Raw genomic sequence first — 15,653 nt, forward strand, 5'->3', positions numbered from 1 at the left:
GAGGAGTATTTATGAATATTTTAATTTTAACAGGACACTTTGGCATGGGACATTTTTCAGCAGCAGAGGCATTGAAACAGGAAATCCTTTCAAAAGAACCTGAAGCAAACGTGGATGTAGTTGATATTTTAGATTACATGTTACCGAATTTAAGTCGCATCATTTATGGAACATTTAACTTTATGGTGAGCAAATGTTCCGGTATATATAACTTTTTTTATGAAGAATCTGCAAAATACGTTCAGGCCCCATTTAAAAGGGCATTCATTAAAAAGGTAGATCGATTATTAAACCGATATCAACCAGAACTCATTATTTCTACGCTGCCAGTCTGCTCACAGTATATTTCCGCATACAAAGGCATGAGATTCTGCAATGTACCTCTTCATACTTATATCACCGATATAAAAGCACATGAAGAGTGGATAGCAAAAAACACCGATATGTATTTTGTAGGGAGCAAAAGTACCAAAAATACGCTTATTTCAAAGGGTATTCCTTCAGAAAAAATTGTCATTTCAGGTATTCCGGTTAAACCCGTATTTAAAGAAGGCAATGGGAGTAAAAAGGCAGCAGATACAAAAAAAGTTCTGATTATGGGAGGAGGACTTGGGTTAATACCCTCTTCAGGAAAGCTTCTGGAAAAGCTGGGTGAAAACAAATCCATCCACGTTACAGTTATTACTGGCAAAAATGAAAAATTATATTTAAAATTGAAAAGAAAGTATCCGGATATTGAGGTTATCGGATACACAGATAAAGTGCATGAATACATGAGAAAAGCTGATATCATTATAACAAAATCAGGAGGCATTACTACCTTTGAGGCTATTAACTGTGAGACACCATTATATATAATAAAACCATTTTTATCTCAGGAATTGGGAAATGCAGAATTTATTGAAAGCTTAAATATAGGAAGAGTTTTATGGTCCAAAAATATAGATGCAGCAGATGATTTTCTTTCATTAATGGAGAATGAGCATCTTTTATGTAATATGCGGGATAATATGAGAAGGATAAAAAAGCATTTAGATTTACGCTCACCTTTGATATTTTCAGGTTTAAAGGGGGACAATCCATGCTTTTAAAAGCCTTAGGTATTTTTGTTTTCTGCATAGCAATAGGTTATGGGGTTCTTCCTACCTGTTGGTATAAATCTCAGCAGAAGATGGAACGAATAAGAACAAAGGAAAAAAAGTTATATCTTACATTTGATGACGGGCCCATAGTAAATTTACAGGAGAACTTCTGGATTTATTGGATAAACATAAGATAAAAGCCACCTTTTTTGTAGTGGCAAAGTTTGCAGAGGATAATCCGCAGCTGATTGAAAGAATGAAAAGAGAGGGGCACTTAATTGGGTTTCACTCTTTAGAACATAGAAATGCATTATGTCAGACACCTGGTTACACAAAAAACGATTTTAATCAGAGTGAACATATATTCAGACATCTGGGACTGAATATCCGGTTTTTCAGACCCCCCTGGGGTCACTTAAATACAGAAACCTTAGCCTGTGTTAAACAGTATGGATATAAAACGGTATTATGGAATGTTATGGCTGAGGACTGGAGGGGAAATACCACCTGGCAGGAGATTGCAGAAAAATTAAAAAGAAGAACCAGAAATGGGGATATAATATGCCTTCATGACGGGAGAGGAAAGAATGATGCCCCAGGGAGAACCATAAAGGCTTTGGAAGATGTGCTGCCCCTTTGGATTTCTGAAGGTTATCATTTTGCAAGAATGGATGAAAAATATGAGTAAATTAAATTATTTGAAAAAAATCTTTATAAACGGTGGATTTTTTATCCTGCTGCTTGTCATTACATTCTATTTAATATTCCGTCATCAGAATATTGGAGAAATCATACATACAGTAACAAAGGTAAATCCAGTTTGTATCATAATTGCAGTGGGCTGTATGTGTATGTTTGTCTTTTGTGAGGCCGTAAATATCGGTCGTACCCTTAGAATATACAGCTATAATACTTCTTTGGCCAAATGCATTAAATATGCCCTGGCAGGTTTCTTTTTCAGTGCCATTACACCCATGGCTTCAGGAAGTCAGCCTGCCCAGATCTATTATATGTACAGAGATGGCATTGAAATTTCCCATTCTGCACTGGCATTGATGATGGAGCTGGGAAGTTTCCAGCTGATTACAGTTGTTATGGCAGTGCTGGCTTATATAGCAAAATTTTCTTTCTTTAGTGCTGCAGGATATCAGATAAAATATATTCTTCTGGTGGGAGTTATACTAAATACTCTGATACTGATAATCATTTTAATGGCCTTTTTTTCAAAAACCCTTTTGCAAAAGTGTATTAATGGAATTTTGCTGCTGCTTAAGAAATTACATTTTAAGAAAATTGAACAAAAGAGAGCAAAAATTAATAATCAGGTTGAACTATATCATGAAGGGGCTGCAGCTTTTAAGAATAATAAAATAACCGTGTTAAAGATTATACTGACTACCTTTCTGCAGGTGGTAGCCTTTCACAGCATTCCATTTTGGATTTACAAGGCATTTGGATATAATGAATATCATTTTCTGACAGTACTGGCCATACAGGCTGTTTTGTATATTACTGCATCGGCAATCCCTGTACCTGGATCTGTTGGGGCAAGCGAGAGTGGATTTATACTGGTTTACCGGACTTTATTTCCTGCACAGGTGCTTAATTCAGCCATGCTGCTTAGCAGAGGAATCAGCTTTTATCTTTTCGTATGTATAAGTGGTACTTTCCTTTTAATTTTCCATATTGTAAACAGAGGTTCACATATGGATTATAAAAAGGCAGCAATTTTAAAAAACAAAGAGACTGTCTGAAACAGGAATAACCTGTTCCAAACAGTCTTTTCAGTTTATAATATAAAATTTTTCTGCCTTTTTATTTAATGCACATTTCTAAGGCAAGCTTCATCATATCTGTAAAAGAATGTTGTCTTTCTTCACTGGTAGAATGTTCACCCGTAATAAAGTGGTCACTGATTGTCATCATAGCAAGTGCGTTTACTTTGTTATATGCAGCGTTCATATAAAGGGCAGCAGCTTCCATCTCTACAGCAAGTACGTTCATATTTGCCCATCTTTTCCACCAGTCTCCAAATTCATAGAAGACATCACAGGAAACGATATTTCCGGCTTTCAGGGAAACTCCTAAGTCTTTATTTGCTTCATGGGCCTTTAACAGTAAATCCCAGCTGGCATTTGGCGCATAGTTTCCTGGAACATCGAAAGCATGAATATAGTTTGAGTCAGTTGATGCAGCAATACCAAGAACCACATCACCAATTTTCACATCCTGGTGGAAAGAACCAGCAGTACCGATTCTGATCAGATTCTGAACACCGTACTCAGTGATTAATTCCCAGGAATAAATACCCATGGATGGCATACCCATGCCAGTACCCTGAACAGAAACGGGAACTCCTTTATAGGTTCCGGTATAACCGTACATGCCACGGATTTCATTATATAATTTTGGACTATTTAAAAAATTTTCTGCAATAAATTTAGCTCGAAGAGGATCTCCTGGAAGTAATATGGATTCAGCAATGTCACCTTTTTTAGCAGCATTAATATGTGTACTCATAATAATATTTCCTTTCCTTTTTCTCAAATATAGTGTAATATGATATTGGAAATTATGTCATGTAACATTGAAATAAATATCGATTTTACACTTTATATGTGATATACTGACATTATATCACAAATAATTAGTTAAGAGAATAACAATTGGAGGACTCTGTATGATATATGAAAATATATACAAGAACAAACTTTATCCGGTTAGAGCAATAGATACTCTTAAAGAAATGCTGACTACCAGCAAAGAATTATTTGGCAAAAAACCGGCATTTTTATATAAGGAAGAAAAAGGTGGTGCGTACAAAGAAGTAAATTATATTACTTTAAAAGATGATGTAGATGCCTTGGGAACAAAACTGATTGATATGGGGCTGGAAGGTGAAAACATTGCAGTTATCGGTGAAAATTGTTATGCATGGATGGTTTCTTATTTTGCTATTGTAAATGGAGTGGGCAAGGTAGTGCCCTTGACAAGGAATTAAGTAAGGAAGAAATCATCAACCTGCTTACCACTGCAGACTGTAAAGCTATTTTCTATACTTCCTCCTATAAAAATACATTTAAAGATGTGGATATTCCCCATAAATTCCAAATGGAAGTTTACTCAAAAAAAGCGCAGCATGATCAGGAAAATACGTGGGAGTATCTGATGGAAGAGGGCAGAAAAATGCTGGGCAAGGGGGACAGACGATATGTGGATATGATACTGGACCCTATGGAAGTAAGAATGCTTTTATTTACTTCAGGCACAACCGATGTCCCAAAAGCAGTTATGCTCTGTCATAAAAATATTGTGAGCAACGTTCAGGACATCAGCCGAATAGTAAAGCTTAAAGAAGATGACAGGGCACTGTCCATATTACCCATACATCATACCTTTGAATCTTCTGTAGGCATAATGGTTGTATTGTTTCAGGGAGGCTCTGTTGCTTTTTACGAGGGATTGAAATATGTAGTTAAGAATCTGGCAGAAGCGCAGGCAACTTTGCTGGTAGGCGTACCGCTGATTTTTGAATCTATGTACAATAAGATATGGAAACAGGCAGAAAAGTCTGATATGACAAAAGCCTTAAATATGGCAGTAAAACTTCATAAAACCTTGAAAAAAGTCGGGATTGATGCCCGCAAAAAGATTTTTAAATCGGTTTATTCAAATTTTGGGGGCAGGTTAAGAATGATTGTTACGGGAGCAGCTGCCATAAGTCCAAATGTTGTCAGAGGTTTTCAGGATCTTGGTATAGAGATTGTTATGGGATATGGGCTGACGGAAGCAGCTCCACTGGTTTCAGGAACCCCGGATTTTACTGACCGTTATGGGAAAGCGGGATCTGTTGGACAGGTAGTTCCCAGTGGACAGCTACAGATTATAGATAAAAATGAAGATGGCATCGGTGAAATCATTTTCAAGGGACCCAATGTTATGCTGGGTTATTATAATATGCCGGAAAAAACAGCAGAAGTCTTAAAGGATGGGTGGTTCCATACAGGTGATTTAGGTTTTGTAGACGAAAATGGATGTCTCTACCTAACAGGAAGAAAAAAGAATGTTATCGTAACCAAGACTGGTAAAAATATTTATCCGGAGGAGATAGAAGAGTATCTGACCAAAATACCTTATATAGAAGAATGTATGGTATATGGCACAGACAATGATGAAACGGGTGAAACTATTGTAAGCGTTCAGATAAGACCAGCCTATGAGACAATAAATGACGATTTTGGATGCAGTGACGATCAGGACGAAGTATATAAGCTTTTAAAAGGCAAAATTGCAGATTTGAACCAGACACTGCCAAATTATAAGAGAATAAGGCATATTGTAATCCGAAATGCCGAATTTGTAAAAACAACTACTCATAAGATAAAGAGACAGGAAAATGTCATAGAGTAACTATAAAGCAAAATAAAAAAGCAGGAAATATATTTAAGTATGTTTCCTGCTTTCATTTTATCTATTAGAAAGGTTGTTTGGCTTTTATAGTATAGCTCATTTTGCGGGCAGCATATACAAAAGGTGTATCGGCAATTGATGTTACTACAAATATAACATAACTGGACAGTATGATACTGATCAGCGTATGAAGGGGGTAGGTGCCCCAGAAGGCACCCAGAGAGAAAAGCACCGTATTCAGCAGTTGTGAAAGTAAGGTAGACGCATTATTTCTGAGCCACAGGTACTTTTTAGTATCATTACATATCTTGTTTGTTGCAGCCCATACCTTGTTATATGCCCACACGTCAAAACGCTGAACGATGGCATATACTCCCAGGCTCACAAACATAAGTCTTGGGGTATTTGAGAAAATGGCCTTAATGCTGGGAAATGCCCAGTCATTGACAGAAGGCGTATACATAAGCCAGGCCTGGCTTACTGCTATAAAAGTTATAGAGGTAAGAATACCGATATTTACAGCCTTTTTAGCTACTTTTTTCCCTTCTGTTTCACTGAGAATATCTGTTACCATAAAGGTTGTTGCAAACATTACGTTTCCCAGTGTCTGTTCGATACCGAAAGCATCCACCAGAATAAGCACCTCGATGTTCGCCGCAATAGTTGCGAATACAATCCAGCATAAAAGTCCAGTTCTGCCAAAGAGCCGGTACCATATAAGTACGACGGAATATAATACAATCAAAGTAGTAATTAATAAAATCTCGTTATTCATTTTTCCCTCCTACGCCAAAATCGGTATTGTTTATAAGAATATCCACTCTGGGATTGTTAATGTATTTTGGATAAATTTTATCCATGAAAATAGAGATAACCTGTTGGTCAGGTTTAATTTTTGTACTGTTTTCTACCATTATGTTAATGCATACACGGTTAAAGTATTTCAGACCGGTTTCCAGATCCTGTTCCATAGAAGACAGTGTCTGTCCAGCTACACCAAATAAGAGGCATATCTGGTCATAATATGCAGCAATTTCCAGAGGATTATCCGTATCAATGCCTTTACTGAAAACGGATTCCCGGTATTCCATGTCAAAGGTTTCCACCCCACCTTTTATCTGGACATTTACACCTAAAGATTGAAACTCATTTTTAAGAGCCTGTATATGATGCCTGTCCATCCAATGGCACTCAAAATAAAGATGTGTTATTCCTTTGTTTACACAGATATTTTTTATCTGGTTCATGGTATCCTTATCCAAGTCAGAAAAACTGCCGGAATTTATAACTTCAAGGTGTTTGAACTGTCCAGTAACCTGGTCCAGAACTGCTGAATTCAGCTGGAAATTTAACTGAGGATTTAAATCAAAATCAAGATGATAGTCACAAAAGCAGCAGCGGCGCCATTTACAGCCATTTCCACGAAGCAGTACTATCTCTCTGGGATTCTTTTCCGTGATGACGGAGTATCTGATAAGTTGAGTTGTGTCTGACATAAGAGTTCCTTTCTGTATCTGAAGAAAGTCATAACCAGTCACAATCAAAAAAAGAACACAAAAAATAAAAAGGGTGCCAATAGCACCACAAATAATCCTGCTGAACAACCAAGCAGGCGGGTCCTAGTTTTGTTTATGGACAGGATGGTTACGAACTGTCCTATTTAGTTTTAAAGGTAAAACGAGGTTGTAAGTATATTAACAACCTCGTTATATTAACATATGCGTAGCAGATTGTCTAGGCTTTAGCTAAAACTTCCTTAACATAGTTTGGAAGAGCGAAAGCACCTGTATGGATATCGGTATTATAATATTTAGTTTTCAAACCGAATTCTTCCCATTTTGCAGCTTTTAAATCTGCAATAGGGTCATATTTTTTTGAAGCAAACCCGAAGTACCAATAGCCCGTTGCATACGTTGGGATATTAAATCCATAAACTTTTGCAATAGGGAATACTTTTTTTATTTTGCTGTGTGCCTTTTGCATTTGTTCTGCATCAAGAGCATGGAATGCACATTCATGCTGGTTAATTAAGATGCCGTCTTCTTTTAATGCACGGTAGCAGTTCTCATAGAATTTAACCGTAAAAAGGCCTTCACCAGGGCCGGCAGGATCTGTAGAGTCAACTAATATCAAATCATAAGTGTTATCAGCTGATTCCTCCACAAATTTAAGACCATCACCAATAATCAGGTTTAGTCTTGGCTCATCAGAGAGAACAGAAGCGGTGGAAGGCATATACTTTTTACAGGCTTCTACCACAGCACCATCTATCTCAACCATGTCAATAGCTTCAATATGGTGGTATCTGGCCACTTCTCTGGCAGTACCTCCATCGCCGCCACCGATAATTAATACTTTTTTATATTTGGATTTACTGCAAGTGCAGGGTGGCAAATCATATCATGATATACAAATTCATCTTTTTCTGTAACCTGAATAAAACCGTCTAAAGTCATAAATACTCCAAAGGTGTCATTTCTATACATCTCCAGCTGTTGAAAAGGTGTTTTTTCTGTATGAAGAATTTCCTGTATATTTAATCCAAATTTAACGGAATTTAAAACATGGTGTTCATTGAACCATAGGTCTGCCATTTCATGCATCATAATAAGGTTTCTCCTTTGACTTCTATAATTAATTAGTATAATGTAGGTAAATTTCTTCCATAGAAGATTTCATCAATTTCATTTTTCAGACGGTTAGTAATTTTTTTTGTGTCCTTTTCATTTAAATTTTCTTCTTTTAAATTGAATAAGTAATCTTCTAACTGGAAATTTCTTACCTTGCATTTGGTATGGAAAGTGTTTTCCTGATAAACATTTACATCAATCATCTGATAAACGTTTAAAAATTCCTGTTCAATATAATTTTGTATAGAGGTAATGTCGTGGTCGATAAATAACTTATTTCCTTTAATGTCACGAGTAAAACCTCTGACTTTATAATCTATAGTCATAATGTCAGCATCAAAGCTGTCAATTAAATAATTTAAAGCCATTAGTGGGGAAATCTCACCGCAGGTAGAGACATCAATATCTGCCCTGAAAGTACATACCCCGTTATCCGGATGATATTCGGGATAAGTGTGAACAGTTATATGACTCTTGTCCAAATGTCCAACCACTGAGGGGTTTAAGTTATATGGATGATGAGCAGGAGGCTGACTTTCCTCACAAATTAATATAGTAACACTTGCACCCTGAGGATCGTAATCCTGTACAGCAATATTTAAAATATTTGCACCAATGATCTGGGTAACATTTTCAAGTATGCTCGTAAGCTTAGGGGCATTGTATTCTTCATCAATGTACTCAATATAAGCTTTTCTGTCTGATACTGTTTTAGTATAGCTTACATCATAAAGATTGAAGCTTAAAGTTTTTGTCAGATTATTGAATCCGTGTAATTTGATTTTTTCCAACTAAATTGTCACAACCCTTCTTTATATAATATATCAGTATATAAGATAACACAAACCAGGATAATTTCAATAGATTTATGTATGAAAAACGCAATATCCATCAATAACCAAAGAAAAAAGTAAATAAATTGTATAAATTTGTAAACAATGATAAAATTTGATTGGCGAAGTACAGGACATATTTAAATATTTTGCCACAAAATGACAGAATAATGGTTCTATTCTGAAAATGGTTATGTTAAAATATAACTATGCTTTCCCTATGTACTAGTTATTATAACCAGGACTACTTTGTATGCGAGATTTATTTGTTAAAATTTATTGAGGAACCTATTGTTCAGGAGGTAATTGATTATGAGTATGTTTTGTTATCAATGTCAGGAAACCGCAAAAGGTACAGGCTGTGAAGTCAGAGGAGTCTGTGGCAAAAACGAAGAAGTAGCTAAATTTCAGGATTTGCTGATTTATGTCTGTAAGGGCATTTCTGAGATAGTAATAAAAAGCAAGGCTGATGTAAAATCAATTAGTGAGATAAATCATCAGATGATAAAAAGTCTTTTTATAACCATTACCAATGCTAATTTTGATGAAAATGCAATAAAGGATCAAATCATTAAAATGATTGGTCTGAGAAATGAATTCAGAGAACAGGCAGCTGGCTTAAAACTCAGTGATGCTGCAGTGTTTGAAATTACTGACGAAGTTTCAATGCTGGATAAAGCCACTGAGAATGGAGTGCTGTCCACAGACAATGAAGATATTCGTTCCCTGAAAGAAATGGTAACGTATGGTTTAAAAGGTATGGCAGCTTATACTTATCATGCCCTTAACATAGGCAAAGAAAATATTGAGATATATGGTTTTATATATGAAGCTCTTGCTGCAGAACTGGATGATTCACTGTCTGCTGATGATCTGGTAGCTCTTACGCTTAAAACTGGAGAGTTTGGGGTGAAAGCAATGGCCCTTCTGGATGAAGCCAATACTTCCAGATATGGTAATCCGGAAATTACAAGCGTTAACATTGGCGTAAGAAGTAATCCGGCTATTTTGATTTCAGGCCATGACCTTACAGATTTAGAGCAGTTGCTGGAACAGACCAAAGATACTGGGGTAGATGTATATACTCACAGTGAAATGCTGCCAGCCCATTATTACCCTGAATTGAAAAAATATGAAAACCTGGTGGGCAATTATGGTGGTTCATGGTGGAACCAAATAACAGAATTTGAGACTTTTAATGGACCTGTTCTGTTTACTACAAATTGTATCGTCCCACCAAAGAGTGAAGAAATCAGAGCAAGGATATTTACTTCAGGAGCTGCAGGATATCCTGGATGTATTCATATCGAAGAAGATGAAAACGGTAAAAAAGATTTTTCACCGATTATTGAAATGGCTAAAAAATGCAAGCCACCAACAGAAATTGAAACAGGAAATATAGTTGGTGGATTTGCGCATAATCAGGTATTAGCTCTGGCAGATAAAGTAGTGGAGGCAGTCAAATCCGGTTCTATAAAGAAGTTTTTTGTTATGGCAGGATGTGATGGCAGAATGAAATCCCGTGAATATTATACTGAATTTGCTGAAAAGCTGCCTAAAGATACCATTATTTTGACGGCAGGATGTGCAAAGTTCCGATATAATAAACTGAACCTTGGAGATATAGGTGGGATACCAAGAGTACTGGATGCCGGTCAGTGCAATGATTCATATTCTCTGGCAGTAATAGCAATGAAACTTAAAGAAGTGTTTGGTCTCAGTGACATCAATGAACTTCCAATTGCTTTTAATATAGCCTGGTATGAACAAAAAGCAGTGATTGTGTTGCTTGCACTGCTTTACCTGGGCTTTAAAAATATTCATCTGGGACCGACATTACCGGGCTTCCTGTCCCCTGCGGTAGCAGGTGTCCTGGTAGAAAAATTTGGTATTGCAGGGATTGGTTCTGTAGAAGATGATATAAACTTATTTATGAATAAGTAATTTTCCATAAAATAAAAAAACGGAGGGGCAGATCTTCAGATGATTTAGTCTGACAGATTTGCTCCTTTGATTGTTGTGCAAATATATTTTTTTTGCAGTTAAATAATTTACATTTTTTGAAATAGGACAGCACCAAAAAAGATGATAGAGAATAAAAATTAGTGGTATATATTAATGCAGTATATGTTGTTTATGAATTTGATAAAAAATAAAATCTTATAAATTAACGAGGAGGAAGTTAATGAATAACTGTTTTGGATGTAATACATGTAAAAGTGCAGATAAACCGTTGGAGGAATTTATAGCAAACCTGCCAATGGAAACTTCTCATCACAGGGTTGAATCACAGAGTACAAAATGTAATTTTGGACTTCAAGGTGTCTGTTGCAGATTATGTTCCAATGGACCATGTCGCATTACACCGGATGCACCCCGAGGCATCTGCGGTGCAAATGCAGATACCATTGTAACAAGGAATTTTTTGAGAGCAGTGGCAGCTGGTTCAGGATGCTATATCCACGTAGTGGAGAATACCGCCTTGAATCTTAAAAATACCGCACTGGTAAAAGGCAAAATCAAGGGAGAAAGAGCCCTTGAACGTCTATGCAGTATTTTTGGCATTACATCAGGGGATTTATATGAAAAGGCAGAAAAGGTTGCAGATGCAGTGCTAAGTGATTTATATAAACCAGAATATGTAAAGATGGAACTGGTTGAAAAGCTTTCTTATAAGCCTAGATTTGATAAATGGAAAGAACTTGGTATCTTACCGGGAGGAGCCAAGTCAGAAGTATTCAAGGGTGTTGTAAAATGTTCAACGAACTTAAATTCTGATCCAGTGGACATGCTGATAGATTGTTTAAGATTAGGTATTTCTACAGGGCTTTACGGACTGGTTTTAACGAATCTTTTAAATGATGTTCTCTTAGGTGAACCTGAACTGAGAACAGCTCCTGTGGGCCTCCGGGTCATAGATCCGGACTATATCAATATCATGATTACGGGACATCAGCATTCTATGTTTGTGGACTTACAGGAAAGGCTGATTCAGCCAGATGCGGTGGCGAAAGCAAAAGCTGCCGGCGCAAAAGGATTCAAGCTGGTTGGATGTACATGCGTAGGTCAGGACCTGCAATTGAGAGGAAGTCATTATAAGGAAGTCTTTAATGGGCATGCAGGAAACAATTATACCAGTGAAGCCATTCTGGCAACCGGTGCCATAGATGCAGTTTTATCTGAATTTAACTGTACACTTCCAGGAATAGAACCAATCTGTGAAGAGCTTAAGATTAAGCAGATCTGCCTTGACAGTGTTGCAAAAAAAGCAAACGCAGAAATAATGGAATTTGATTTTGCCAAAAGAGAGCAGCAGAGCAATGAAATCATAGATAAAATCGTGGGAGCATATATCTTAAGACGAGGTAAAATTAATGTAGATTTTTCTAATGCGGATAAAGAGTGGAAACCATTGATTGATATGTTAGTGGGAGCATACAACTCTATCCATCAAGATGTGAACCTTAACCTGATGCCAGAGCATGGAAATGACCATACGCTTACCGGTGTAAGTGAAGTGTCTTTGAAGGAGTTTTTAGGAGGGAAATGGAAACCACTGATTGACTTGATTGTGGCAGGAGATATAAAAGGCATTGCAGGTGTAGTTGGATGCTCAAATCTTACAGCAGGTGGTCACGACGTACTAAGTGTGGAACTTACAAAAGAGCTTATTGCCAAGGATATCCTTGTTCTTACAGCAGGATGTTCTTCCGGAGGTATTGAAAACTGCGGACTGATGACACCAGAGGCCGCTAAACTGGCAGGACCTAAATTAAGAGCTGTATGCGAGAAACTGGGCATTCCACCAGTACTTAATTTCGGACCATGTCTTGCCATAGGACGGTTGGAAATCGTTGCAACGGAAATAGCAGAAGAACTAGGTGTGGACTTGCCACAGCTTCCCCTTGTTCTTTCCGCAGCCCAATGGCTGGAAGAGCAGGCACTGGCCGATGGAGCTTATGGACTGGCTCTGGGACTGCCATTGCATCTGGGGCTGCCTCCATTTATCACAGGAAGTAAAGTAGCGGTTAAAGTTTTGACAGAAGATATGAAGCAGCTGACAGGCGGACAGGTTATCATCAATCCGGATGCAAAAGAATCGGCTGATATATTGGAGAAAATCATTATGGAAAAACGCTCAGCTTTAAATATATAGGGGGGCGTCAGAATGAAAAGAATAATGATTGATTATATGAAATGCGATGGTTGCAAGAACTGCACCGCTGCCTGCATGCAGGCACATAGAGAGGAGCAGGGAACCATTTATGACTTGGATCTGACAGATCCTAAAAATGAATCAAGGAATCATATCCTTTCAGATGGAAGAGGAGGATATCGTCCTATCTTTTGCAGGCATTGTGATTTACCGGAATGTGTCATGTCCTGCATGAGTGGAGCTTTAAGCAAGGATTCTGTGACAGGGGTTGTATCCTATGATGTGAATAAGTGTGGTTCGTGTTTTATGTGTGTTATGAACTGCCCCTATGGAGTTTTAAAACCAGATACTCTGACCCGTACAAAAGTGATAAAGTGTGACTTTTGTATGGAGAAAGGCGGAGAACCCAGCTGTGTAAAAAATTGTCCTAAAAAAGCAATCTGGGTTGAGGAGGTGCAGGCATGAGGCATGTAATAATAGGCGCAGGTGCTGCAGGTTTGACTGCTGCCAGAAGAATCAGGGAATTGGACAGTACTGCAGAAATTGTAGTAATTTCCCGGGATGAACATGTGCATTCAAGGTGCATGCTTCATAAATATTTAAGTGGAGAAAGAGATGAAAGAACCCTGAACTTTGTATCTCCTGATTTCTTTGAAAAAAACAGAATCACATGGATTAAATCTGCAGAAGTACAAGCCATTGTACCAGACAGAAAAAATGTTGTGTTAGGAGATAATCAGATGGTATGTTATGATAAACTTCTGATTGCTACGGGTGCAGATAGTTTTATACCGCCAGTGGGAGATTTCAGAACTGCAGGTAACGTTTTCGGACTTAGAAATCTGAGCGATGCACAGGAAATTGTAAAACATATAAAGCCCCAGGGAAAAGTTATTATTGTTGGTTCTGGATTGGTAGGTATGGACGCTGCCTATGGCCTCCTGGAAAAGAAAATGGATGTTACAGTTGTGGAAATGGCTGACAGAATTCTCCCTATCCAGCTTGATGAAGCAGCAGGAAATGAATACAAAAAATTGTTTGAAAAGGCAGGATGTAAATTTATTCTGAATAGAAAAGCATCTGAAACCATTTTAGACAGTCAGAACAATGTAAGTCAGCTTATTTTGGATGATAAAACTGTTCTGGACTGTGATGTGATTATAGTAGCTGCTGGAGTCCGTCCAGCTATTGCCTGTACAATTGAATCAGGTATCGATGTGGAGAAAAACATAAAGGTAAATGAATATATGGAAACCAGTGTGAGGGACATCTATGCAGCGGGAGATGTGGCAGGAATGTCAGGAATCTGGCCAAATGCAATGAAGCAGGGCTGTACGGCTGCAGAAAATATGTGTGGGAACAGAACGGCCTATGAAGACACGTATGCAATGAAAAATACCATTAACTTTTTTGGATTAGTCACTTTGTCACTGGGAAGAGGGCAGGTTCAGGAAGGTGATAAAGTTGTTATCCGAGAGGACAGCAAATGTTATAAGCGTGCTATAATCCGAGAGGATAAGCTTGACAGTGTTCTTCTCCAGGGTAATATGGATTATGCTGGGGTTTATCAATATCTCATTAAGAACAATATTAAATTAAAGGCAGAGGATGATATATTTAAAAAATCTTTTGCAGATTATTATAAAGTCAGAACAGATGGACAGTATGAGTATAATCTGTAATCTTGCTTAAAAAGATAACCGCGATAGTACGCAATAAAAAAGGTGCCTTTGTTGAAAGGCATCTTTTTTACTTGTATATGTGTAAATTTTAATTTAAATAGCGTATAGATATATTGCACTGTATTGAAATACTGTCCCCAGTATAACGAAGATATGAAATATTTCATGAAAACCAAAAATGCTGCTGAAATTTGGTTTTTTAGCAATATAGAAGCCGGCTCCGATGGAATACATAATACCGCCCATTCCAATCAGAACAATTGCGCCCACAGGAATCTGTTTGAGAAAATCCAGGTCAAAAACAATGGCCCAGCCCATTAAAAGATAAAGGGATGTATAAAGCCATCTTGGAGCATTAAGCCAGCATACTTTGATGAGTATACCAACAAGGGCAACAATCCAGATTGCTGACATAAAAACTGCAGCTCGTTTTAGTTCCATAAAACCGATAACAATAGGAGTATAAGTTCCTGCTATTAAAACATATATCATGGAATGATCCAGTTTCCTTATCCTAACAAGAATATTGGAAGGTACTTTAACAAAGTGATAAATAGAACTGGTACTATAAAGAGCAATCATGGATAATCCGAATATAATGACACTGGCTATAGTAATGCTGCTGGTCCCTTCCAGGTACAGACATTTTCCTACAAGCAACAAGGTGGCCAGAGTTGCCAGACAGGCTCCGATAAAATGAGTATAGCTGCTAAGAGGATCTCTTGCATTCATAAATTGTTTATATATTGACATTTTCATTCTCCTTTTCAAATAATATTTATACAACGTAATGTAATTTTGAAAACCATATGTTATAATTATTATAACAATTTCCGAAAATTATGCAACAAAAATTTAAA

At 37.3% G+C, this 15,653-nt stretch carries 17 protein-coding genes; 10 read left to right on the forward strand and 7 right to left on the reverse strand.

Annotated features, from left to right (window positions below; translation table 11 throughout):
- The first annotated feature begins 11 nt into the window (after positions 1-11).
- From Ami3637_RS14415 to Ami3637_RS14425, 4 genes are read left to right on the forward strand one after another with little or no spacing between them, the layout of a single operon-like run.
- The gene (locus tag Ami3637_RS14415; RefSeq protein ID WP_243158030.1) at positions 12-1,091 is read left to right on the forward strand and encodes an MGDG synthase family glycosyltransferase; all 1,080 of its coding nucleotides are present in this window, start codon (positions 12-14) and stop codon (positions 1,089-1,091) included.
- Positions 1,082-1,279: a hypothetical protein gene (locus tag Ami3637_RS17130; RefSeq protein ID WP_202931059.1), complete on the forward strand. Its 198-nt coding sequence runs from the start codon at positions 1,082-1,084 to the stop codon at positions 1,277-1,279. Before Ami3637_RS14415 ends, Ami3637_RS17130 begins: the two co-directional genes overlap by 10 nt.
- Positions 1,261-1,770, forward strand: coding sequence for a polysaccharide deacetylase family protein (locus Ami3637_RS14420; RefSeq protein ID WP_202931060.1), 510 nt, complete (start codon positions 1,261-1,263; stop codon positions 1,768-1,770). The genes Ami3637_RS17130 and Ami3637_RS14420 overlap by 19 nt, the downstream gene beginning before the upstream one ends.
- Positions 1,763-2,836, forward strand: a complete 1,074-nt coding sequence (locus Ami3637_RS14425) for a lysylphosphatidylglycerol synthase transmembrane domain-containing protein (protein WP_162363166.1) — start codon at positions 1,763-1,765, stop codon at positions 2,834-2,836. Before Ami3637_RS14420 ends, Ami3637_RS14425 begins: the two co-directional genes overlap by 8 nt.
- A 61-nt stretch (positions 2,837-2,897) precedes the next feature.
- Here Ami3637_RS14425 and deoD read toward each other — a convergent pair whose 3' ends face one another.
- Positions 2,898-3,602 (reverse strand): purine-nucleoside phosphorylase, encoded by a 705-nt coding sequence (deoD, locus tag Ami3637_RS14430; RefSeq protein WP_162363167.1) that lies wholly within the window; start codon positions 3,600-3,602, stop codon positions 2,898-2,900.
- Between the two features lie 160 nt (positions 3,603-3,762).
- Between deoD and Ami3637_RS14435 the strand changes: the two genes are divergently transcribed.
- Positions 3,763-4,083: a hypothetical protein gene (locus Ami3637_RS14435; protein ID WP_162363168.1), complete on the forward strand. Its 321-nt coding sequence runs from the start codon at positions 3,763-3,765 to the stop codon at positions 4,081-4,083.
- Positions 4,017-5,492, forward strand: coding sequence for an AMP-binding protein (locus tag Ami3637_RS14440; RefSeq protein WP_162363169.1), 1,476 nt, complete (start codon positions 4,017-4,019; stop codon positions 5,490-5,492). Before Ami3637_RS14435 ends, Ami3637_RS14440 begins: the two co-directional genes overlap by 67 nt.
- A gap of 64 nt (positions 5,493-5,556) precedes the next feature.
- Here the strand turns inward: Ami3637_RS14440 and Ami3637_RS14445 are convergent, their stop codons facing one another.
- The 5 genes from Ami3637_RS14445 to speD form a co-directional block, all read right to left on the reverse strand.
- Positions 5,557-6,267, reverse strand: coding sequence for a queuosine precursor transporter (locus Ami3637_RS14445; protein WP_162363170.1), 711 nt, complete (start codon positions 6,265-6,267; stop codon positions 5,557-5,559).
- Positions 6,260-6,988, reverse strand: coding sequence for a radical SAM protein (locus Ami3637_RS14450; RefSeq protein ID WP_162363171.1), 729 nt, complete (start codon positions 6,986-6,988; stop codon positions 6,260-6,262). The genes Ami3637_RS14445 and Ami3637_RS14450 overlap by 8 nt, the downstream gene beginning before the upstream one ends.
- A 238-nt stretch (positions 6,989-7,226) precedes the next feature.
- Positions 7,227-7,886 carry a polyamine aminopropyltransferase gene (gene speE, locus Ami3637_RS14455; protein WP_330586677.1) on the reverse strand — a complete coding sequence of 220 codons (660 nt, stop codon included), beginning with the start codon at positions 7,884-7,886 and terminating at the stop codon, positions 7,227-7,229.
- Positions 7,841-8,098: a class I SAM-dependent methyltransferase gene (locus Ami3637_RS18785; RefSeq protein WP_330586678.1), complete on the reverse strand. Its 258-nt coding sequence runs from the start codon at positions 8,096-8,098 to the stop codon at positions 7,841-7,843. The genes speE and Ami3637_RS18785 overlap by 46 nt, the downstream gene beginning before the upstream one ends.
- Positions 8,099-8,130: 32 nt before the next feature.
- Positions 8,131-8,913: an adenosylmethionine decarboxylase gene (speD, locus tag Ami3637_RS14460; RefSeq protein WP_162363172.1), complete on the reverse strand. Its 783-nt coding sequence runs from the start codon at positions 8,911-8,913 to the stop codon at positions 8,131-8,133.
- Between the two features lie 354 nt (positions 8,914-9,267).
- On the opposite strand from speD, the gene hcp reads away from it, so the two are divergent.
- The 4 genes from hcp (at position 9,268) to Ami3637_RS14480 (ending at position 14,793) form a co-directional block, all read left to right on the forward strand.
- Positions 9,268-10,899: a hydroxylamine reductase gene (hcp, locus tag Ami3637_RS14465; RefSeq protein ID WP_162363173.1), complete on the forward strand. Its 1,632-nt coding sequence runs from the start codon at positions 9,268-9,270 to the stop codon at positions 10,897-10,899.
- Between the two features lie 241 nt (positions 10,900-11,140).
- Complete coding sequence (locus tag Ami3637_RS14470; protein ID WP_162363174.1) at positions 11,141-13,111, forward strand: carbon monoxide dehydrogenase; 1,971 nt, start codon at positions 11,141-11,143, stop codon at positions 13,109-13,111.
- A 12-nt stretch (positions 13,112-13,123) separates the two neighbouring features.
- Entirely contained in the window at positions 13,124-13,576 is a 453-nt protein-coding gene (locus Ami3637_RS14475; protein ID WP_162363175.1) for a 4Fe-4S dicluster domain-containing protein, read from the forward strand.
- Positions 13,573-14,793: an NAD(P)/FAD-dependent oxidoreductase gene (locus Ami3637_RS14480; RefSeq protein WP_162363176.1), complete on the forward strand. Its 1,221-nt coding sequence runs from the start codon at positions 13,573-13,575 to the stop codon at positions 14,791-14,793. Before Ami3637_RS14475 ends, Ami3637_RS14480 begins: the two co-directional genes overlap by 4 nt.
- A 93-nt stretch (positions 14,794-14,886) precedes the next feature.
- Here the strand turns inward: Ami3637_RS14480 and trhA are convergent, their stop codons facing one another.
- The gene (gene trhA / locus Ami3637_RS14485) at positions 14,887-15,546 is read right to left on the reverse strand and encodes a PAQR family membrane homeostasis protein TrhA (protein ID WP_243158031.1); all 660 of its coding nucleotides are present in this window, start codon (positions 15,544-15,546) and stop codon (positions 14,887-14,889) included.
- Between the last annotated feature and the right edge of the window lie 107 nt (positions 15,547-15,653).

The sequence above is a fragment of the Aminipila terrae genome (assembly GCF_010120715.1).
GTDB classification, from domain to species: Bacteria; Bacillota; Clostridia; order Peptostreptococcales; family Anaerovoracaceae; genus Aminipila; species Aminipila terrae.